This window comes from Amycolatopsis sp. NPDC049252 (genome assembly GCF_043197175.1).
In the GTDB taxonomy this organism is placed as follows: Bacteria; Actinomycetota; Actinomycetes; order Mycobacteriales; family Pseudonocardiaceae; genus Amycolatopsis.
Genome location: NZ_JBICSQ010000066.1, coordinates 1 through 20,160 on the forward strand (window position 1 = coordinate 1; position 20,160 = coordinate 20,160).

At 75.2% G+C, this 20,160-nt stretch carries 14 protein-coding genes; 5 read left to right on the forward strand and 9 right to left on the reverse strand.

Going from position 1 to position 20,160, the window contains the following annotated elements; all coding sequences use genetic code 11:
• Window positions 1-134: 134 nt before the first annotated feature.
• The 3 genes from ACGFMK_RS38205 to ACGFMK_RS38215 all read right to left on the reverse strand — a co-directional run bounded on the left by ACGFMK_RS38205 (window position 135) and on the right by ACGFMK_RS38215 (window position 5,214).
• On the reverse strand, window positions 135-1,340 hold the full coding sequence (locus ACGFMK_RS38205; protein ID WP_392773927.1) for a cysteine desulfurase-like protein: 1,206 nt from the start codon (window positions 1,338-1,340) through the stop codon (window positions 135-137).
• 808 nt (window positions 1,341-2,148) lie between these two features.
• Window positions 2,149-4,917, reverse strand: a complete 2,769-nt coding sequence (locus ACGFMK_RS38210; protein ID WP_392773929.1) for an ATP-binding protein — start codon at window positions 4,915-4,917, stop codon at window positions 2,149-2,151.
• Window positions 4,918-4,986: 69 nt separating this feature from the next.
• Window positions 4,987-5,214, reverse strand: a complete 228-nt coding sequence (locus tag ACGFMK_RS38215) for a hypothetical protein (RefSeq protein ID WP_392773930.1) — start codon at window positions 5,212-5,214, stop codon at window positions 4,987-4,989.
• Window positions 5,215-5,339: 125 nt separating this feature from the next.
• Between ACGFMK_RS38215 and ACGFMK_RS38220 the strand changes: the two genes are divergently transcribed.
• Window positions 5,340-6,587, forward strand: coding sequence for a glycosyltransferase 87 family protein (locus ACGFMK_RS38220; protein WP_392773932.1), 1,248 nt, complete (start codon window positions 5,340-5,342; stop codon window positions 6,585-6,587).
• Here ACGFMK_RS38220 and ACGFMK_RS38225 read toward each other — a convergent pair.
• Entirely contained in the window at window positions 6,538-6,897 is a 360-nt protein-coding gene (locus ACGFMK_RS38225; protein WP_392773934.1) for a DUF4383 domain-containing protein, read from the reverse strand. The genes ACGFMK_RS38220 and ACGFMK_RS38225 overlap by 50 nt on opposite strands.
• 169 nt (window positions 6,898-7,066) lie before the next feature.
• Here ACGFMK_RS38225 and ACGFMK_RS38230 point away from each other — a divergent pair, with 169 nt between their 5' ends.
• Window positions 7,067-7,516 carry an SRPBCC family protein gene (locus ACGFMK_RS38230; RefSeq protein ID WP_392773935.1) on the forward strand — a complete coding sequence of 150 codons (450 nt, stop codon included), beginning with the start codon at window positions 7,067-7,069 and terminating at the stop codon, window positions 7,514-7,516.
• Here ACGFMK_RS38230 and ACGFMK_RS38235 read toward each other — a convergent pair.
• Both ACGFMK_RS38235 and ACGFMK_RS38240 read right to left on the reverse strand, forming a co-directional pair.
• Window positions 7,498-8,703 (reverse strand): FAD-dependent oxidoreductase, encoded by a 1,206-nt coding sequence (locus ACGFMK_RS38235; protein WP_392773936.1) that lies wholly within the window; start codon window positions 8,701-8,703, stop codon window positions 7,498-7,500. The genes ACGFMK_RS38230 and ACGFMK_RS38235 overlap by 19 nt on opposite strands.
• Window positions 8,700-9,155 (reverse strand): nitroreductase/quinone reductase family protein, encoded by a 456-nt coding sequence (locus ACGFMK_RS38240; protein WP_392773937.1) that lies wholly within the window; start codon window positions 9,153-9,155, stop codon window positions 8,700-8,702. Before ACGFMK_RS38240 ends, ACGFMK_RS38235 begins: the two co-directional genes overlap by 4 nt.
• 77 nt (window positions 9,156-9,232) lie before the next feature.
• Between ACGFMK_RS38240 and ACGFMK_RS38245 the strand changes: the two genes are divergently transcribed.
• The 3 genes from ACGFMK_RS38245 to ACGFMK_RS38255 all read left to right on the forward strand — a co-directional run bounded on the left by ACGFMK_RS38245 (window position 9,233) and on the right by ACGFMK_RS38255 (window position 12,416).
• Window positions 9,233-9,700, forward strand: coding sequence for a MarR family winged helix-turn-helix transcriptional regulator (locus tag ACGFMK_RS38245; protein ID WP_392773939.1), 468 nt, complete (start codon window positions 9,233-9,235; stop codon window positions 9,698-9,700).
• A gap of 9 nt (window positions 9,701-9,709) precedes the next feature.
• Window positions 9,710-11,206, forward strand: coding sequence for a cryptochrome/photolyase family protein (locus ACGFMK_RS38250; RefSeq protein ID WP_392773940.1), 1,497 nt, complete (start codon window positions 9,710-9,712; stop codon window positions 11,204-11,206).
• A gap of 82 nt (window positions 11,207-11,288) precedes the next feature.
• The gene (locus ACGFMK_RS38255) at window positions 11,289-12,416 is read left to right on the forward strand and encodes a DICT sensory domain-containing protein (protein ID WP_392773942.1); all 1,128 of its coding nucleotides are present in this window, start codon (window positions 11,289-11,291) and stop codon (window positions 12,414-12,416) included.
• A 66-nt stretch (window positions 12,417-12,482) separates the two neighbouring features.
• On the opposite strand, the gene ACGFMK_RS38260 is transcribed toward ACGFMK_RS38255, so the two are convergent.
• From ACGFMK_RS38260 to ACGFMK_RS38270, 3 genes are read right to left on the reverse strand one after another with little or no spacing between them, the layout of a single operon-like run.
• Window positions 12,483-13,925 carry an MFS transporter gene (locus ACGFMK_RS38260; protein ID WP_392773944.1) on the reverse strand — a complete coding sequence of 481 codons (1,443 nt, stop codon included), beginning with the start codon at window positions 13,923-13,925 and terminating at the stop codon, window positions 12,483-12,485.
• Window positions 13,916-18,460 carry a beta-ketoacyl synthase N-terminal-like domain-containing protein gene (locus ACGFMK_RS38265; protein ID WP_392773945.1) on the reverse strand — a complete coding sequence of 1,515 codons (4,545 nt, stop codon included), beginning with the start codon at window positions 18,458-18,460 and terminating at the stop codon, window positions 13,916-13,918. The genes ACGFMK_RS38260 and ACGFMK_RS38265 overlap by 10 nt, the downstream gene beginning before the upstream one ends.
• Window positions 18,457-20,160: a fatty acyl-AMP ligase gene (locus ACGFMK_RS38270; protein WP_392773947.1), complete on the reverse strand. Its 1,704-nt coding sequence runs from the start codon at window positions 20,158-20,160 to the stop codon at window positions 18,457-18,459. Before ACGFMK_RS38270 ends, ACGFMK_RS38265 begins: the two co-directional genes overlap by 4 nt.

Sequence of the window (20,160 nt, forward strand, 5' to 3'; positions counted from 1 at the left end):
GGGGGGCCCCCGGCCCCCCCCCGCCCCCCCCGGGGGGGGGCCCGGGGCCCCCCCCGCCCGGCCGCCACCCCCCGGCCCCGCTCGGGGTGTGCTTGTCTAACCATGTTAAACACAGTGTCCCCCCCCCACGACCCTCAGCCGACGGCCAGCGCGGCCACGCCGGAGACGAGGCGGTCGACGTCGGTTTCGGTGGTGTACGGGGCGATCCCGGCGCGCACCGCGCCGGCGTCGCCGATCCCGAGGTGACGGGCGGTCTCGATCGCGTAGAAGGTGCCCGCGGGCGCGTTCACCCCTTGCTCGGCCAGGAAGATGTAGGCCTGCTGCGGGGCGACCTCCTTGATGGAGAACAGCACGGTCGGCGTGCGGTGCCGGTCGGGCGCGCCGTACTGGGTGACGCCGGGGATGGCGGCCAGGCCCGTCTCGAGGCGCGTGAGCAGCGCGTTTTCGTGCTCCTCCAACGCTTTCAGTGACCGAGGCAGCCGTTCGCGGCGCAGGCCGGGACCGGGATCGAGGTGTGAGAGGAAGTCGATGGCCGCCGTCGTCCCGGCGAGCAGCTCGTACGGGAGGGTGCCCAGCTCGAAGCGTTCCGGTACGGCGTCCGTCGCGGGCAGCAGCTTGTCCGGGTGCAGCGTCTCCAGCAACGCCGGCGCGGCGGCGACCATCCCGAGGTGCGGGCCGAGGAACTTGTACGGCGAGCACGCGTAGAAGTCCGCACCCAGCGCCGCGACGTCGACGACGGCGTGCGGGGTGAGGTGGACACCGTCGACGTAGACCAGCGCACCGGCGTCGTGCGCCGCGGCGGCGATCGCGGTGACGTCGGGCCGGGTGCCGAGCAGGTTGGACGCGGCGGTGACGGCGACGAGCCGGGTCCGCTCGGTCAGCAGCCCGGCGACGGCGTCCGTCGCGAGGACGCCGGTCGCGGGGTCGAAGTCCGCCCAGCGCACGGTGGCGCCGACGGCCTCGGCGGCCTGCACCCAGGGCCGGATGTTCGCGTCGTGGTCGAGCCGGGTGACGACGACTTCGTCGCCGGGGCCCCAGTTCTTGGCCAGGGTGCGGGCGAAGTCGTAGGTCAGCTGCGTCATGCTCCGGCCGAAGACGACGCCCTCCGGGGACGCGCCGAGCAGGTCCGCCGCGGCCTGGCGAGCCTTGGCGACGACGTCGGAGGCGCGCCGCTCGGCGGGCGTGACGAAGCCGCGGTTGGCGATCGCCGAGCACAGCGTGCCGGCCACCGCCTCGCCGACGACGTCGGGGACCTGGGAACCACCCGGTCCGTCGAAGTGGGCGGCGCCTTCGCTCAGCGCGGGAAAGTGCTCGCGGATCTTCTGCACGTCGTAGGCCACGTGGCCAGCATGCCGCAGCCCGGGCGGCGCGGAAAGGGCGCTGGTTATCCGCATGCCGAGGTGCTCGCCTCGCCGCGTGCGAGTCTGCAGCCGGCTGGGGCGGTTAGGTTCCGCCTCGGCTGCACGACCAACCCGGCGGACCTGCCCGGGAGGGGCGCTATCGCGGCGAGGGCGGTCGGTCCTCGCCCCGCACCGTGGTGGGCGTGCGCGTCTACGGTGGGGTGTCCGCTGGAGCGGCGAGGTCCCCGCGTCGGCCGCATGACCGGCCCGGCGGACATCTCCCGGAGGCGCTTTCGCGGCGAGGCAGTCGGTGCAGGGCGCGCACCGTGGTGGGCACGCACGAACGCGCAGCGGGTGGGGTGCTCGCTGGAGCGGCGAGGTCCCTGTCTCGGCCGCGTGACCGGCCCGGCGGACCTGTCCGGGAGAGGGCAGTCGGTGCAGGCCGCGCACTGTGGTGGGCACGCGCGACCGCGCAGCGGGTGGGGTGCTCGCTGGAGCGGCGAGGTCCCTGTCTCGGCTGCATGGCCGGGCCCGCTGGACCTGTCCGGGTGGGGTGCTTCGCGGTGAGGGTGGTCGGTGCAGGGCGCGCTGTGGTGGGCGTGCGCGAGGCTGCGGTGGGTGGGGTGCTCGCTGGAGCGGCGAGGTCCCTGTCTCGGCTGTATGACCGGCCCGGTGGACCTGTCCGGGTGTGGTGCGCGGCGAGGGCGGTCGGTCCTCGCAGCGCACCGTGGTGGGCACGCGCGAGTCCGCGGCGAGAAGGGTGTCCGCCGGGGCGGCTGCACACAGCACCCGCAGCGAGGAAAACGCGCTACCGCGGCGAAGGCGGCCGTTGCAGGGCGCCGGCCAGGCCGGCTCGGCCCTTGAGGCCCAGCTTGCGGTACACGTTCGTCAGGTGCAGCTCCACGGTCCGGACCGTCAGGAACAGCGATTCGGCGATCTCGCGGTTGGTCGCGCCCGCCGCGGCCTTCTCCGCGACCCGCCGCTCGCTGCCGCTGAGGGTGTCGGCGGGGGAGCCGGTGCCGCGCCGCATCCGGCCGCCCGCGTCGGCCAGCGCCGTCACCGCCAGGTCCAGCCGGGGCCGGTCCTGGCAGCGCACGGCGACGTCGATGGCGCGGCGCAGCCGGTCCCGCGCGCCCTTGGCGTCGCCGCGTTCCAGCAGCCGCCGGCCCAGCAGGTACTCGGCTTCCGCGTACACCGGCCGCGCGGGTGTGGCCGCCAGCTGGTCCGCGGTCTCGGCGAGCAGGTCCAGGCCCGCGTCGCCCGGGGTGAGGACCGCGCGCGCGAGCCGGGCCATGCCGAGCGCGCGCGGCGTGCCCCAGGTGGCGGCCTGCTCCTCGGCCTCCTCGACGGCCGGCCACGCTTCGCCGTCACGGCCGAGGTGCTGGAGCAGCCGGGTGGCGTCGGACCACCACGGCGCGAACAGCGGGTTCCCGATGCCCGCTTCGGCCAGGCTGTCGCGGCAGGCGAACAGGTCGGCGAGCGCGCCCTCGGCGTCCCCGGTGCCGGCCAGCGCCTGGGCCCGGGCCATCAGGAGCCAGTGGTACTCGAGCGTGAACCGGTCGATCCGCGGCCGGGTGACGCTGCGCGCGACCTCCAGCGCCCGCGCGGGATCGCCGTGGCGGACCAGCGCCGAGGCCAGCACCGCCTGGGTCATCGCGACGTTCTCGCCCCACGACTCCTGGGTGACGATCCGGTGCGCGAACTCGGCGTCGGCGAGCGCGTCGGCGACGTCCCCGGTCCCCAGCCGGACGAGCGCGCGCATGCTCGCGCCGACCGCGCACGTCCAGGCCTCACCGGAGCGCTGCGCGTGGGTGAGCAGCCCGTCGAGCGCGGCCAGCGACGTCGCGGTCTCGTCGGCGAGGTGCAGCGTGAGCACCGCGCCCAGCACCGACCAGCCGCCCGGGGCGACGTCACCGACCGAGAGCACCTGCCGGGCCTCGGCGGCGAGACCGGCCGCGGGCGCGCCCCGCAGCGTGCGCAGGGTCGCGAGCATGGCCAGCAGCTGACGCTCTTCCGGCGTCTCACCCGGCGGCGGCGTCAGATCGCGGAACCGCTCGGCCACCGGCCCGACCGTGCTCTTCTCGTCGATGCCGGACATGATCAGCGCGGACTGCGCGATCGCCCGCCGCGCCCGGTCCGCCGGCGCCGGATCCGGGCCGATCTCGCGCTCCAGCGCGTCCAGCACCGTGCCGACCAGCTCGAACGACTTGAGCGAGTTCTGCGCGCTCATCGACGTCATCGCGTACTGCACCGCCAGCGGCACCTGCTCCCGCGGGCCGGGGACCAGGCCCAGGGTGCGCTCCAGGTGGGCCAGGGCCGCGGGCGGATCGACCTGCGCGAGCACCCGGGCGAGGTCGGCCCGCACCGCGGCCTGCGTCTGGTCCGCGGCGAGCGCGCGGTCCAGGTACCGGGCGGCGGCCGCGGGCGCGCCGCGCTCTTCGGCGACGGCAGCGGCTTCCCGCAGCACCGTCACCATCCACGTCTCGGGCGGCCCGGGCAGGAGCAGCAGCAGGACGGCGACGTCCTCCGGGGCGCGGCCGCGGACGTCGAGCAGCGTCGCCGCGCGGGTCCGCAGGGCCGCGAGCTCCGCCTCCGGCACCGGGTCGAGGACGGCGGTGCGGATCAGGTCGTGGGTGTAGCGGAGGTCGTCGGGCCGCAGCAGGTCGTCGGCCCGCAGGGCGCGGACGGCCGCGGCGGCCGGCCCCGGCTGGGTGCCGGCGAGGGCCGCGACGAGCTCGAGGTCTTCGCCGTCCAGCACCGCGATGGCCCGGGCGACGGCGAGGGTGGCGGGCGGCAGGCGGGTCAGCAGGGTGCGCGCGACGACGTCGTGACCGTGCTCCTCGAGCGTGGCCAGGTGCGCGTCGTCCGGCGGGACGCGCCCGGCCCGCAGCCGGGTGACGACGCGGTCGAGCAGGAAGGGGTTGCCGCCGGTCACCTCGGCGCAGCGGGCCGCGAAGGCGGGCTCCGGCGGTGTCGCGAACCGGGCCCGGAGGACGTCGGCGACGGCGTCCTCCGGCAGCGGGCCCAGGTCGACGGCCGCGCAGCCGAGCTCGCCCAGCGGCGCCGGGCTGGGCGTCCCGTGGCCGGTCCGCTGGGTCAGGATGACCAGCAGTGGCAGGTTTTCGGCGCGCCTCAGCAGGAACCCGAGCCAGCGCAGCGAGGCTTCGTCGCACCACTGGACGTCGTCGACGGCGAGCACCAGCGGCCCGTCGGCGGTGCGGTCGGCGGCGAGCCAGTAGAGGCCGTGCATCACGGCGTAGGTGTCGCCGGCCGGGTCGGTGCGCCCGGTGGCGAGCGCCGGCCGGGCGAGCGGCGCGGACTCGGCGGCGGCCGGGCCGAGCGGCGCGAACAGCTCGCGGACGGCCTGGTAGGCGGCGGACCCGGACTCCGGGCAGCGGGCGGTGAGCACGGTGGCGGCGACGTGGTCGAGCTCGTCGAGCACGGCCGCGAGCAGCCGCGTCTTCCCGATCCCGGCCGGTCCGCGCAGCAGGACGGCCTGTCCGTCCCCGGCCGCGGCCTTCCTGGCCCGTGCGACGAGCAGGGAAAGCTCCCAGTCGCGCCCGGCGAGCTCGCCCATCGTCTCCTCACCCCCCGGCGCCCCGCCCCCGGGGACGCCGGGGGACAGGGTATGCCCGCGGCGGCCGGCTCAGCGCCCTCGGTTGCGCGCGTGGTCGCGGGCCTGGCGTTCGTTGCCGTGTTTGTAGTTGCCCGTCGCTTTCGCCATCAGCAGCTGGGGGTCGCCGCCCTTCTCGGCGGCCGCGAGGAAGCGCGCGGCGGCGCCCCCGCGGAGCGTCCCGGCGGGACGGCCGTGGTGGGTGATCGTCACGGTGCCGCGCTCGTCGACGCGGTAGGCGAAGCCGCCCGGAGTGCCCATCGGCCCAGGCTGGCCGGTCGGCTCACCCCCGGCAACCGGATTTCCCCGGGGTGGATCCGGGGGATACCCGGATGGCGCAGTCCCGGCGACCCGACAGAATGCGGTGGGAGACGAAGGGGGCGCGCGTGCGGGGGTTGCGGCGACGGCTGGGGAACAGGTACGTGCTGCTGGGGGCGCAGCTGCTCCTGCTGGTGCCGCTGCTCCTCTCGGTCACCGGCGGCCGGGTGCGGTTCCCGGCGTACCGCGTCGACCTGGACGTCTACCGGCTGGGCTCGGCCGCGCTGCTGCACGGCGACGCCCTGTACGGCACGCTGCCGCAGACCCAGGACGGCCAGTTCCTGCTGTTCACCTACCCGCCGTTCGCGGCGATCGTGCTGGCGCCGCTGACGATCCTGCCGTACTGGCTGGCCTGCCTCGTGCTGACGCTGGTCACGCTCGGCCTGCTGGCCGTGGTGCTCTCGACCGTGCTCGGCGCGCTGGGCGTGCTGCCGCCGGGACTGCGTGGCTGGCGGCGGATCACGGCCGTGCTGCTGCTCGCCGAGGTGCTCGAGCCGGTCCTGCGCACGGTGTACGCGGGCCAGATCGACCTGCTGCTGCTCGCCCTCGTCGTGCTGGACGTCCTGGTGGACACCCCGAAGTGGCCGCGCGGACTGCTGATCGGCGTCGCCGCCGCGGTGAAGCTGACCCCGGCGGTGTTCCTGCTGTACTTCCTGCTCCGCCGGGACGTCCGGGCCGCCGTGGTCGGCGTCGTGACGTTCCTGGCGGCGACGGCGCTCGGGTTCCTGCTCGCCGGGGCGGACTCGGTCCGGTACTGGACCGGGGCGCTCTGGGACACCGGCCGCGTCGGCGAGCCGACCTACGCCGGCAACCAGTCGCTGCTGGGCCTGCTGGCCCGCGCCGGGGTGCCCGCCGACGCGCGGATCGGGTGGTGGCTGCCGCTGGCGGCGGTCGTGCTGGTGGTGACGGCGGTGGGTGTGCGACGCGCGCTCGTGGCGGGGGAGCGCACCGTCGCGCTCGGGGTGAACGCCCTCGGCGGCCTGCTCGTCTCGCCGATCTCGTGGACGCACCACTGGGTGTGGGCCGTCGTGGTGCTGCTGGGCTGGGCGGAGCTGGCGCGCCGCACCCGGCGGCGCGGGCTCGCGGTGTTCGCCGGCGCCGGCGCGGTCCTGTTCGTGGCCGGGCCGCAGTGGTGGTGGCCGCGCGGCGGCGAGGTGGAGCGCCACTGGTCGTTCTTCCAGCAGCTGACCGGGAACGGCTATGTCCTTTTCGGACTCGCGGTGCTGCTCGCCGCGGCGCTGGTGCGCTTCCCGCGCCCGGAGTTCCTCAGCGTTCCCGACCGGGCGCGTACCGCAGCCAGCCCGCTCCGAGGATGACCATCGCGGTGCCGAGCCCCAGCGCGAGGCAGACCCCCGCGGTGTTCATCGGCATGAAGTCGTCGACGGCGTCCGGCAGCGGCAGCAGCCCGGCGATCCCCAGAATCACGTAGAGCACGCCGCCCGCCACGAGGAAGCGGCTGGCCAGCGCGGACGAACGGCTGCTGAAGACGGCGACGGCCCCGGTGAGCAGGTGCACGAGCGTCCACGCTCCGGAGACGGCGAACACGCCGAACAGCCGGTGATCGGCGGTGACCCCCGGGATCAGCTCGCACGCGCCGAGAACCAGGAACAGGAGGCCGATCAGCATGCCGATGCCCTGGACGGGGGCTGGCCCCGGTCTCGGCACGGGAGCTGCGGGTTCGGTGCGCGTCATGTAATCCGGATTCCCCGCCCGAAGCCTCGCCAACCGCCCGGGTGTGAACCGGTACCACCTGGGTAACCGGCGTGGCGAAGCCGCCGACGCCGAGGAGCCGAGAATGACCGAGTACCAGCACGCCGCGACGGCGGACCTGCCCGCCGACGAGCTGTTCGCCTTCCTCAGCCGCCCCGAGAACCTGCCGCGGTACTTCCCGCAGATGAAGGTCGCCGAGCCGCGTGGGGGCGAGAGCGTGCACGTCGAAGCCGAAGTGCACGGCCACCGCGTCGAAAGCGAGGCGTGGCTGCACACCGACGCGGCCACGCGGTCGCTGAGCTGGGGTGCCGAAGGGCCGGACGACTACCACGGCGAGCTGCGCGTCGAGGACGCCGGGCCGGCGTCGGCCCGGATCACGGTGACGCTGCACAGCGTCCGGGAGGCCGACGGCGGCGAAGTGCAGAAGGGGCTCGAGCAGACGGTCGCGGCGATGACCCACGCCGCGACGGCGGACGCGGACGTCGAGGCCGCCGAAGGTCAGGGCGGCTGGACGTCCTACGACGGAAGGCGCTGAGCGAGAACCGATTCGTCGAGCGCGGGCGGGAACGGGCCGTAGGCGTTGCTCCGGGCGCCGCGGGTGCGCAGCGCCGGGATCGCGAACAGCGTCCGGAGGAAGCCCGGCGGGGCCGCGCTCCGGCCGCGGGCGCGGGCCGCCGCCGACCGTTTTTCGACGCGGACCTGGTCGGCCTGCACCCGCTCGATCGCCCGGATCCGGTCGGCCTGGATCGCGGCGAGGTCCGGCGGTTCGCCGCGGCGCAGGGCCGGGACCAGGTGGTTCGCCGCCGCGACGGCGTCCTGGACCGCCATCAGGATCCCGTTGCCACCGACCGGGGAGATCACGTGCGCGGCGTCGCCGAGCAGCAGCAGGCCCGGCCGGTGCCACCGCTCGACGCGGGAGATGTCCACCGACAGCAACGTCGTCTGCGTGAAGTCGGTGAGCAGGTGCGCCCGGTCGGCGAGCCACGGCACGCGCTCGCGCAGGAACGCGCGGATCGGTTCGACGCCTCTGTCCCGAAGGGTGGCGTAGCTGCCCTTCTCGATGCTGTACCCGACCTGCCAGTCGCGCACCCCGCCGAGGACGCCGACGTAGGCGTCGCGCCCGAAGTACAGGTCGAGGTCGGCGTCGCCCGGGTCGGCGGGGGAGCGCGGCAGCCGGAACCAGAGCAGGTCCGTCGTGGCGCCCAGCGGCTTCGCCGGCAGCCCGGCCAGGCGGCGGACGGTCGAGAACCGGCCGTCCGCGCCGACGACGAGGGACGCCGTCAGCTCGCCGCCCCGGTACCGGACGCCGGTGACGGTCCCGTCGGCGTCCTCCAGCAGGCCGGTGACCTTGGCGCTCGTGCGCAGGGTGAACGTCGGCAGCGCGGCCGCGCGTTCGGCGAGGAAATCGAGGAACCGCACCTGCGGCATCAGGGCGATGTAGCCGAACGGCGTCGGGAGGCGGTCGTAGTCGGCGCAGCTGTACGTCCCGGCCGGGGTGTGGAAGCGGAACGAGCGCGCCTTGAAGTGGTCGAGTTCGAGGAGGTCGCCGGCCAGGCCCAGGCGGTCGAGCAGCTCGAGGGTGTACGGGTGCAGGGAGTCGCCGCGGAAGTCGCGGTCGAAGTCGGCGTGGGACTCGAGGACGGTGACCTCGACGCCGGCGCGGGCGAGCAGGTAGCCGAGCAGCAGCCCGCCCGGGCCGCCGCCGGCGATGGCGACGCTCATCGCTCGTCCTTGCCCGAGTTCTCGTCCGACAACCGGAACACCGCCATGCCCGGCAGGTGCTCGCGGATCTGCGCGGGCGTCGCGTCCTGCGCGACGGGGAACGCCTTGATCGCCCACGGCACCGACATCGCCGCCAGGTACGTCGCGACGACCTCGGCCGCCTCCGCGCCGCCGACCTCCTCGGCCCGGCACTCCTGACGTCCGGCCGCCGAGAGCAGCGCGCATTCCGGCGTGCTCGCGAGGTTGGCCACCCAGTCGCGGTCGCGGACAGGGGAGACGAGGTAGTGGCGGTTCGAGCGGGCGACCACGGCGAGGGGAACCTGGCGCGGCGTGCCGGTGCTGCGCCCGCGCGTCTCGACCACGCGCAGCGCGTACCCGCCTTCGGGTGGTGTCTCGGCGGGGGCGTCGCTCAGCTTCGCCGCCATTTCGGCGTTCATCGCACGGATGTCCACGGACGTGCCTCTCTTCGGGGTCGCTAGACAATCTAGCAAAATTAGCTAGATTGTCTAGCGACCTCTAGGATGGCCGGGTGGAAGACAGCTCCGTCGCGCTACGGGTGAACCTCGCCCTGCGGGAACTCCTGGCGCTCGCGCACGACGTGCAGCAGGCCCTGGCCCGGCGGCTCGGGCTGGGCCCGACCGACGTGCAGGCCCTGCAGCACCTGGCGGGCGGCGGGCCGATGGGCACCGTCGAGCTCGCCCACGCGCTCAAGATCCGCTCGGCGTCGGCCACCGTGCTCGTCGACCGGCTCGAAGCGGCCGGGCACGTCCGCCGCGGCCCGCACCCGAGCGACCGCCGCCGGATCACCCTCACCGTCACCGAGCCGGCCCGCGCGGAGGTCCGGACCGCACTGGCCCCGCTCGTCGACGCGATCACCCGGCTCACCGAAGGCCTCGAACCGGACCACGCCGAGAGCGTCGCGCGGTTTCTGGGCGCCACCACGGAAATCCTGCGGACGTACGCCGCCGGACCTGCGGAGCCGGCCGGTCCGCGTTAGGTTCGCCGCATGTCAGGACAGACGGCTCTGTGGCTGTTCGCCGACCAGCTCGGCCCGCACTTCCACAGCACGCCGGAGCACCGCGACCGGGACGTGCTGCTGATCCGCTCGGCCGCGGCGTTCGCCGCGAAGCCGTTCCACCGGCAGAAGCTGCACCTGGTGCAAGCCGCCCTGTACCGGCTGGCCGAGGACCTCGGCGACCGCGTCACCCTGCTCGACGCCCCGGACTACCGGACCGGGTTGCGCCGCTTCGGCCGCCCGGTGGTGGTGCACGAGCCGAACTCCCACGCCGCGGACGCGCTCGTCCGGCGGCTGCGCGACGAAGGCGTCGTCGAAGAGATCCTGCCGACGCCGGGGTTCGTCCGGTCCAAAGAGGACTTCGCGGCGTGGGCCTCCGGGCGGACGCGGTTCGTCATGGAGGACTTCTACCGCGACCAGCGAGGCCGGTTCGAGGTGCTGCTGGAACCGGACGGCTCGCCGGCGGGCGGGCACTGGAACTACGACCGCGACAACCGGGAGCCACCGCCGAAGACCACCCGCCTCGACGTCCCCGCGCCGTGGCACCCGCGGGAGAATGCGATCGACGAACGCGTCCGCGCGGAGCTGGACCGGGCCGAGCGCGAGGGCGCGATCCTCCCCGTCGGCGCCGACGGGCCCCGCCGGTTCGCCGTGGGCCGCGACGAGGCCCAGCGGGCGCTGCACCGGTTCCTCGACCACCGCCTGCCCGTGTTCGGGCCGCACCAGGACGCGATGCTGACCCACGACTGGGCGATGGCACACGCCCTGTTGTCGGTTCCGCTGAACCTCGGGCTCCTGGACCCCCTGGACGTCGTGCGCCAGGCCGAACAGCGGTGGCGGGACGGGACGGCGCCGCTCGAGAGCGTCGAAGGTTTCGTCCGGCAGGTGCTCGGCTGGCGGGAATGGGTGTGGCACCTGTACTGGCACCTGGGCCCGGACTACCTGCGCCGCAACGCGTTGCAGGCGCGGCGGAAGCTGCCGGACTGGTGGCGGGAGCTGGACGCGGACGCCGTCGAGGCGGCCTGCCTGCGGACCGCGCTGGCCGGCGTCCGCGACCGTGGTTACGCCCACCACATCGAACGGCTGATGGTGCTGGGCAACCACGCGCTCCAGCGCGGCTACGACCCGGCCGAGCTGACCGCGTGGTTCGCCACGGCGTTCGTCGACGGCTTCCCGTGGGTGATGCCCGCCAACGTGATCGGCATGAGCCAGTACGCCGACGGCGGGATCGTCGGGACCAAGCCGTACGCGGCCGGCGGCGCGTACGTGCACCGGATGAGCGACCACTGCGGCGGCTGCGTCTTCGACCCGAAGCAGCGGACCGGCCCCCGCGCCTGCCCGTTCACCGCGGGCTACTGGGCGTTCCTCGACCGCAACGCCGAGCGGCTGCGCGGGAACCACCGGATGCGGCAGCCGCTTCAGGGCCTGCGCCGGTTGCGGGATCTCGACGCGGTCGTCGCCCAGGAGGCTGAGCGAGAACACTTCTGAGTTCACTCCATTGTGTGTCTATTCGGTCACGGCGGGTTCTTCTACGGTGGTTGTCTCCCTTCCCCCGGCGAGAGCGAACCCGATGCCCGACGTGTCCTCGGCCCGCGCCGGCGTGCTGTCCAAACGAGCCCTGGTGACCGCGTCCCACGCGGTGGAGCGCGCCGCGCTCGCCGAAGGCAGCGGCGCGGACACGGTCGTCTTCGCGCTCTTCCAGCGGCTGCCCTACTTCGAGCGCGAACGCGAGGTGTACGCCCGGATCGCGCGGACGGCTGCGGTCACCGTGGTCGGCATGGTCGACTCGGGGCGCCCGGACCTGCCCCACGGCGTCACCCCGGTGCTGCTGCGCCCCGACGAGGGCATGGCGCGCGAGTGGTCGGTCGCGGTGCTGTCGCCGACGTTCGGCGCTTCCGTGGTGGCCCAGGACCTCGACGACGTCGACCCGCAGGCGACGACGGTCGAGTCGGCCCGGCTGTTCCGCGGCCGCTGGGGGCTGCGCCGCGACGAGGCGTACGCCGAGGTCGTCCGGCTGCGTGACGCGCTGGGTGACCGGCTGCCGCCCGCGGTGCGGCGCAAGGTCGGCGAGGTACTGGCGTCGGTGGAGGCGCCGGCCGCGGTCGACGTCGAAAGCCGTGCGGAGGCGGCGATTCGGCACGTGGCGGCCCGGCTGGACGAGACCCGCTCCGCGGCGCCGCCGCCGGGAGGCCCGGTCGACCCGGAGACGGGGCTGCCCACCCTGGCGGGCATCACGCCGTGGCTCGGCGACGCGACGGACACGGTGCCGCTCGGGCTGGTCCTGGTGACGGTCGACGACCTCACCGCGGTGGAACACCGTCACGGCAACCGGATCCGCATGCACACCGAGCAGAACATCGCCGACCTCCTGCGTGACGGCCTGCGCCCGCTGGACCGCGCGGTGCGCCTCGGCCCGGGCGAGTTCCTGGTGGTGCAACCGGTCGTCGGCCCGGACGAGCTGACCGACCGCAGCCTCCGCCTGGAACGCCGGCTGGCGGCGCTGCACGCGACGTACCCGTTCGTCGACCTCCACCCCCGCACCACGACGATGCTGACCCGCCGCCGCCCGCTCCCGCTGCACACGCTGCGCAGCCGGCTGCGCCACGTCCCGGCGACCACGCTGTGGCCCCCGAGCCAGGGCTCCCTGCCGATCGAGCCCCGCAGCCCGGCCGCCCGCGGCGGCGGCTGGTTCCGCTGAGGCCCCGAGACCAACCGACGGCGCGGGGTCGTGAGTGGGAAACAGTGTTCTAACACTGTTTCCCACTCACGACCGGTACCGGCGGAAGGCGGCCAGGAGCGTGGCGAGCGTGAACACTCCGCACGCCACCCCCGCCGACGCTTGCAGCCCGGCCGTGCAGGCTTCCCGGGCCGACGCGAGGAGGTCCGCAGCCACCGGTCCCGGTAATCCCGCCGCCGCCACCTCCGCCTGGGCCGGCCCGGCCGATGCCAGCTGACGGGCCGCCGAGGGGAGACCGGGCGGCACCGCCAGGTGCGCCGCGTACACCGCCGCCGCCAGGGAACCGAACAGCGTGGTGCCGATGCCGGCGCCCAGTTCGTAGCCCGTCTTCTCCACCGCCGCCGCCCCTCCGGCTTCCGCGGCCGGCGTGGCCGACAGCAGCGTGTCCGTGCTCGACGTCAGCGCCAGCGCCATCCCGAAACCCAAGCCCACCAAGGCGAAATTCAGCAGTGCGTCCGCCCCGCACGCCGGGGCCAGCAGCGCTACGGCCGTCACCGCGAAGCCCGCCGCACGGACGCGGGTGTTGCCGAACCGTTCCAGCAGCGCCGGGGCCACGACGCTGCCCGCGGCCGACGCCCCGAGCACCAGCAGCAGCCGCATCGCCGCCGCCGCCGGGGACAGGCCGAGCACCAGCTGCAGGTACTGCGCGAACAGCAGCCCGAGCCCGACGAGTGTGCTCATCACCAGCAGCACCCCGCCGACCGCGCCCGGCACCCCCGGCCGCCGGAACAGCGCCAGGTCGAGCAACGGCGCGGCCGACCGGCGCTGGCGCCGCACGAACAGTCCGATGAGGACACTCCCGGCCAGTACCGCCGGCAGGCCGCCGAACGCGATCCCGAACACCCCGCCCGCCGCGAGCAGCGCGCTGACGCCGTCCCAGGGCCGCCGCCCCGGCGGTGTCCGCGGCAGCCAGCGCAGGGCGAGCACGACGGCGGCCAGGATCACCGGCGGGTTCACCAGGAACGTCGCGCGCCAGCCCCACGCCTCGACCAGCACCGCGCCGAGGATCGGCCCGAACACCGAGCCGGTGCCGGCGATCCCGCTGCACACCGCGATCGCCGTGCGACGGCGCCGCTGCTCCGGGAACAGCTCCCGCAGCAGCGACATCGTCGCCGGCATGATCATCGCCCCGCCGCAGCCGAGCACGGCGCGGGCGGCGAGCAGCGCCGGGACGCCCGGGGCGAACGCGCACGCCAGCGACGCGAGCCCGAACACCGCGTACCCGGTCACGAGCACCCGGCGCCGGCCGTAGCGGTCGCCGAGCGTGCCGAACGGCAGCAGCAGCGGCGCGGCCGTGAGGGGGTAGATCGCCACGATCCACACCTGCGCCGACGCGCTCGGCCGCAGCTGCCGGACGAGGTCGGGCAGCGCGACGTGCAGGACCGTGGCGTCCACCGCGACCAGGAACAGCCCGGCGCCGAGCACCGCGAGCAGCGGCCACGCGCGGACCCCGTCCCGGGTCAGGGGCACAGCAGGCCGGCCAGGTGCCGTGCGACGACGTCGACGTGCGGCGGGTCGACGACCGAGAGGTGGTGCGCCGCCACCGGCACGATCTCCAGGTCCGGGGCCAGCTCCGCCCAGCCGGCCGCGAGGTCGGTGCGCGAGTAACGCGGCTCCATGGCCAGTCCGGCGGCGTACGGCTCGGTCGCCCGGTAGAGCACGACCCGGCCGTCGTAGCGCGGCGGCACCGCCCGTTCGGCGGCGAGCGTGTCCAAAAAGGACTGACGCTGGTGGCGGAGTACGCCGGGGCTGAGCAGCCCGGCTTCGGCGACCCGGCGCATGGTCAGCTCGATCTGCTCCTCCTCGGGCAGCGGTGCGAGCTCGTCGTGGCCGAGGCGGACGGCCCGGCCGTAGGTGCCCTCGACGTACCCGGTGAACCGCACGAACCGCCGCGCCGACGACGCTCGCGGGTCGAGGTCCGGCTCCGGCAGCGGCAGCATGGTGTCGATGAGCGCGACGAGCTCCACCTCCCGGCCCTCGTCGGCGAGCCTCGCGGCGACGCCGTAGGCCAGCGCCCCGCCGAACGACCAGCCCGCGAGCCGGTAGGGCGGCGGGGTCGCGCGCACCAGCGGCAGCAGCCGTTCGACGCGCTCCTCCACGCTGGCCCCGGGCACGCGTTCGAACCCGAGGCACGGCACGGTTTCGGGCAGCCGGTCGAGCAGCGGCCGGTAGACGGTGCACGTGCTGCCGCCGGGGTGGAACAGCAGCAGCGGCGTGGTGTCGCCCGACTTGAGGACGTGAACCGGTCCGCGTGCCTCCCGGGTGTCGAGCACGGCCCGGGCGACGTCGGCGATGGCGGCCAGGGAGTCGTGCCGCAGCAGGTCGGCCGCGCCGACGGGGGTGTCCAGCTCGGTCGTGAGTCCGTCGGCGAGGAGCGTGGCGAGGGTTTCGGGCCGGTCGGTGCCGGACAGCCGCACGTGCGTGCCGCCCGGCTCGCCGCCGGTGTGCTCGGCCCACAGCCGCAGCACCAGCCGATCGGCGGCGTCCCACGCCCGCCCGCGCGCCGGCCGCGGCGACTCACCGGCCCGGAGCGCGAGATCCCGGTTGAGCTCGGCGAGGGTGGCCCCGCGCAGCACGGCCGCGGCGTCGGGTTCGGTCCCGAGCTCCCGCCGCACGGTCTCCCGGATCCGGTTCGCCATCAGCGAGTCCAGCCCGAGTTCGACGAGCGGAACGTCGGCATCGAGCCGATCGGGCCGCAACCCCATGACGGCGGCGACGATCTCGGTGAGCCGCCCGGCTTCACTGCGGGGGGCAGTGCCTGGGGGCAGGATGGCTGGGGATTCTGCGGCGGCTGCCGGTTCGAGCGGATCTGGTGTCGCCGCAGCCGATGTGTCCCTGCGGGATTCGGGCCCGGCGGAGCCTGGTGGCGGCATGGCCGCGGATCCCTTTCGGCGATGGGGATCGACCGGACCCGATGACCCCGCGGCCGAAAGTTCCGCGCGGGGGGCCGGACCGAGCGGAACAGGCGGCGGTGTGGCTGCGGATCCCGCGCGAGGTGTGCGATCGAGCGGGCCTGGCGGGTGCTCGGCGGCCGCGGACCCCGCACTGGGCGCGGGACCGAGCAGGCCGGCGGATCCCGCGGCGGCTGCGGCACCGAGCGGAACCCGTGGCGGCACGGCGGCCCCGGCTCCGGACCCCGATCCGAAGCCGGGGTTCAGCTCGGCAGGCCCCCCGGCCGTCGAGGTGAACCAGTGCCGCTCGTGCCGCCACGGCATCGGGGGGACGTCCGCCAGCCGTGCCCCGTCGTGCGGGTCGGCCGGCGTGATCCGCGTTCCCGCGCAGTACAGGACCGCGGCTGCCGCGCCGAGTGCGCGCACCTCGTCCTGGCCGCGGCGCAGCGTCCCCGTGACCACCGCGTCGGTGATGCCCGCGGCCGAGAGTGTCCGGGCCACCGAACCCCGCAGGATCGGGTGCGGGGCGATCTCGACGAACGTGCGGTGCCCGTCCTCGGCCGCGGCCGCCACCGCCTCGCGGAACCGGACCGGGCGGCGCAGGTGCGCGGCCCAGTACCCGGCGTCGAAGTCCGGCAGCTCGCGCGGGTCGGCCAGGACCGTGTCGTACCAGGGCACGGCCGGGCGGCGGCCGCCCAGCTCGGCCAGGGCCTCCCGCAGCGCGTCCACCACCGGGACGACACCCGCCGAATGCCCCGCGACCTCGACCGGCAGCCGCCGCGCGGTACGGCCGGCGGCCTCCAGTTCGGCGACCAGCCGGTCCAGGACCTCGGCGGATCCGGCCACGGTGAGCTGCCGCGGCGCGGAGTCGACGGCCAGCTCCACCCCGGGGTACGCCGCCAGCTCCTCCGGTGACAGCTCGACCGCGGCCATCCCGCCGGCCGGAACCGTGCCCAGCAGCCGCGCCCGGGTCGCCACCAGGTGGACGGCCTCGTCGACGTCCAGCGCCCCGCTCACCACCGCGGCCGCCGCCGACCCGAGCGAGTGCCCGATGACCGCCGCGGGACGCACGCCGAGCGCCTCCCACTGCGCGGCCAGCGCGACCTGCGTGCCGAAGATCGCCGCCTGGGTTTCCGGCAGCGACAGCGAACGAGATGTCGTGAGCAGCGCGCGCAGCGACTGCCCGGTGTGCTCGGTGAACCGGTCGCCGAGCTTGTCGACCTGCGCGGTGAACGCCGGTTCGACGTCCAGCAGCCCCCGGCCCATCCCGGCCCACTGGGAACCGTGGCCGGAGAACACGAACACCGGGCCTTCCGTGTCCCGCGCGGTGCCGATCGCCGCGCCCGCGGGCAGCGGGTCGGCCTCGACGGCGCGCAGCAGCGACGCCAGCTCCGCGGTGTCCCCGGCGACGAAGGCGGCGCGGTGCTTGGCGCCGTTGTCGCGCCGGAACAGCGTGTGTGTGACGTCGGCGAGGGAACTCGGCGACGTCTCCAGCCAGGTCGCCAGCTGCGCGGCCCGCTCGGTCAGCCGATCGCGGGTCCGGGCCGACACCAGCGCGATCCGGACGCCCTCGCGGTGCGAAGCCGGGCTCGGCGCGGCCTCTTCCAGCACGACGTGCGCGTTCGTCCCGCCGAACCCGAACGCCGACACCCCGGCGGTGGCGCGCCCGGCGTGTCGCGGCCACGGCGTCGCCTCGGTGACGACCCGCAGCCGCAGCTCGTCGAACGGGATGTGCGGGTTGGGCGCGTCGAAGTGCAGCTGCGGCGGCAATTCTTCGTGGGTCATCGCCAGCACGACCTTGATCAGCCCGGCGATCCCGGCCGCGGCCTCCGCGTGCGCGATGTTCGTCTTGACCGAGCCGATCAGCAGCGGCCGGTCAGCCGGGCGACCCGTGCCCAGTACCGCGCCCAGTGAGCGCGCCTCGATCGGGTCGCCGAGCAGGGTGCCGGTGCCGTGCGCCTCCACGTAGTCCACAGTGGACGGATCGAGCCCGGCGCCGCGGTAGGCGTCGTGCAGCATCGCTTGCTGGGCCACGGGGTTGGGCGCGGCCAGGCCGTTGGACCGGCCGTCGGAGTTCACCGCCGAGGAACGGATCACCGCCAGCACGCGGTCGCCGTCGACCTCGGCGTCGGCCAGCCGCTTGAGCACGACGACCCCGCACCCTTCGGCCCGCGCGATGCCGTCGGCGGCGGCGGCGAACGTCTTGCAGCGGCCGTCCCCGGCGAGCAGCCCGGCCGCGGCGAACGCGGCGGTCGGCCCGGGCAGCAGCATCAGGTTGACGCCGGCGGCCAGCGCCAGGTCGGCCTCCCCGTCGCGCAGCGCGCGCACGGCGTGGTGCACGGCGACCAGTGAGGACGAGCAGGCGGTGTCCACGGCCATGCTCGGCCCGCGCAGGTCGTACACGTAGGACAGCCGGTTGGCCGCGATGCTGCCCGCCGCGCCGGTGGCCGTCCACAGGTCGACGCCGTCGCCGCCCAAGGTGAGGTGCCCGTAGTCGTGGGTGGCGATGCCGGTGAACACACCGGTGCGGCTGCCGCGCAGCGACGCCGGCGCGATGCCCGCGTGTTCCAGCGCCGCCCAGGTGACCTCCAGGAGCATCCGCTGCTGCGGGTCCATCGTCGCGGCTTCGCGCGGGGTGATGCCGAAGTGCTCGGCGTCGAACCCGGCGACGTCGTCGAGGAACCCGCCGACGACCGGGGCGGCGTCGGCGCTCCAGCGGCCCGGCGGGGCGGTCCGGACGGCGTCCCGCCCGCTCCACAACAGGTCCCAGTACTCCCCGAGGCCGTCGGCGCCGGGCCAGCGGCAGCCGAGGCCGACGACGGCGATCGGGTCGGTCCGGCGCCGGTCGGTGGAAGGCGCGACGTCCGGTTCGTCGCTCCCGGTGAGGCTGCGGGCGAGGTGGTCGATGGTCGGGCTTTCCCACAGCAGCGTCGACGGCAGCCGGGTGCCGAGCAGGTCTTCGAGGTCCGCGGCGATGCCGACGGCCTGGCGGGAGGACAGGCCGTAGTCGCCGAGCGGGCGGTCGGGGTCGAGGCGGGCGGCGTCGACGCCGGTGTGCTCGGCGACGGTGTCGAGCAGCCAGCGGCGCAGCGCGTCGGGCGACGGGTTTCTCATCGCGCCAGGGCCTTTCCGTACTCGTGGGCGAGGTAGCGCTCGCGGCAGGCGCTCCGGGCGATCTTGCCGCTGGACGTCCGGGGCACGTGGCCCTGCGGCACGAGGACGACGTCGCGCAGCGCCAGGCCGTGCGCGTCGGCCACGAGCCGCCGGATCGTCATGGCCAGGTCCCGTTCGGACTGCTCGGTCAGGTCGCGGTGAGTGCGGTGCTCGGCCACGACGACCGCGGTCTCGGTGTCGGTGCCCTCGATCGCGAACAGCGCCACGCTGCCGGGGCGGATCGCCTGGTCGGCCCCGGCGACCGTCGCCTCGACGTCCTGCGGGTAGTGGTTGCGGCCGTCGACGATGACGAGGTCCTTGATCCGGCCGGCGATGTAGAGCTCGCCCTCGTGCCGGACGCCGAGGTCGCCGGTGCGCAGCCACGGCCCTTCCGGCAGTCCACTGTGGTCACCGTGGTTCCCGGTCAGCCGGGCACCGAAGGTTTCCGTGCTGTCGAGGGGTTTCTGCCAGTACCCGTCGCCGACGTTCGGCCCGTGGACCCAGATCTCGCCGACCGACCCGTCCGGGAGCGCGACGGCGGTCTCCGGGTCGACGAGTGCCACGTGCTGGCCCGCCGGCGCGCCGCAGGCGACCAGCCGGACACCGCCGGCCGCCTCCCGCGCGACCCCGTCACCGAGGGCGTCGCGGTCGAACGTCGTGACGCGCGGAGCGGCGTCCGGGACGGTGGTGACGAACACGGTCGCCTCGGCCAGGCCGTAGGACGGACGGGTCTTCTCGGGCCGGTAGCCGGCCGCGGCGAAGGCGGTGTGGAAGCGGTCGAGGACGTCCGGGTTGATCGGCTCGGCGCCGTTGATGATCCCGGCGACGCGGCCGAGACGCAGGCGGGCGCGGTCGGCGTCGCGCACCCGGCTCGCGCAGTAGTGGAAGGCGAAGTTCGGCGCCGCGCTCCACGCGCCGGGCCGGTCGCCGAGCAGCTCCAGCCAGCGGACCGGGCGCTCGATGAAGGCCAGCGGGTCCATCAGCACCGAGCGCAGGCCCAGGACCAGCGGCGTGATCAGGCCGAGGACCAGGCCCATGTCGTGGAACAGCGGCAGCCAGGAGACCGTCGTGGCCTCCCTCGGGTCCAGCCCGAGTCCCCGTACCGCCTGCCGCACGTTGGCGAGCACGTTCGCGTGGGTCAGCACGACACCGGCGGGGGAGCGGGTCGAGCCGGAGGTGTACTGCAGGTACGCGACGTCGTCGGCCTTCGCCTCCGGCGCGGGCCAGGTACGAGCCGCGTCGGCGCGGTCGACCGCCACGATCTCTCCGCCGCCGTCGAGGAAAGCTTCGACAGCGGGGCGCGCGGCGGAGGTCGTGACGACGGCCGCGGGCGCGCAGTCGGCCAGCACCGCGGTGAGCCGCCCGGCGTGCCCGGGCAGGCCGGGGTCGAACAGCGGCACCGCGATCGCCCCCGCGGTGAGCGCGGCGAGGAAGCCGACGACGTAGTCGATTCCCTGCGGGCAGAGCACGGCCACCCGGTCGCCGGGGGAGACCGGCAGGGCGCCCGCGGCCGCGTCGACGCGCTCGCCCAGCTGCCGCCAGGTCAGGGTCTGCCGCCGCCCGTCGCGTTCGGCGCTGTAGTCGGCGAACGTCAGCGCGGGCTCGTCGGGCTTGACCGTCGCCCAGTGCCGCAGGCACGCGGGCAAAGTGTTCAGGGACAT

Excerpts from the sequence above, each read along its gene's own strand:
- ACGFMK_RS38265 (WP_392773945.1), bottom strand. The coding sequence starts at position 18,460 with ATGAGAAACCCGTCGCCCGACGCGCTGCGCCGCTGGCTGCTCGACACC.
- ACGFMK_RS38270 (WP_392773947.1), bottom strand. The coding sequence starts at position 20,160 with ATGTCCCTGAACACTTTGCCCGCGTGCCTGCGGCACTGGGCGACGGTC.
- ACGFMK_RS38210 (WP_392773929.1), bottom strand. The coding sequence starts at position 4,917 with ATGGGCGAGCTCGCCGGGCGCGACTGGGAGCTTTCCCTGCTCGTCGCA.
- ACGFMK_RS38235 (WP_392773936.1), bottom strand. The coding sequence starts at position 8,703 with ATGAGCGTCGCCATCGCCGGCGGCGGCCCGGGCGGGCTGCTGCTCGGC.
- ACGFMK_RS38225 (WP_392773934.1), bottom strand. The coding sequence starts at position 6,897 with ATGCTGATCGGCCTCCTGTTCCTGGTTCTCGGCGCGTGCGAGCTGATC.
- ACGFMK_RS38230 (WP_392773935.1), top strand. The coding sequence starts at position 7,067 with ATGACCGAGTACCAGCACGCCGCGACGGCGGACCTGCCCGCCGACGAG.
- ACGFMK_RS38250 (WP_392773940.1), top strand. The coding sequence starts at position 9,710 with ATGTCAGGACAGACGGCTCTGTGGCTGTTCGCCGACCAGCTCGGCCCG.
- ACGFMK_RS38215 (WP_392773930.1), bottom strand. The coding sequence starts at position 5,214 with ATGGGCACTCCGGGCGGCTTCGCCTACCGCGTCGACGAGCGCGGCACC.
- ACGFMK_RS38255 (WP_392773942.1), top strand. The coding sequence starts at position 11,289 with ATGCCCGACGTGTCCTCGGCCCGCGCCGGCGTGCTGTCCAAACGAGCC.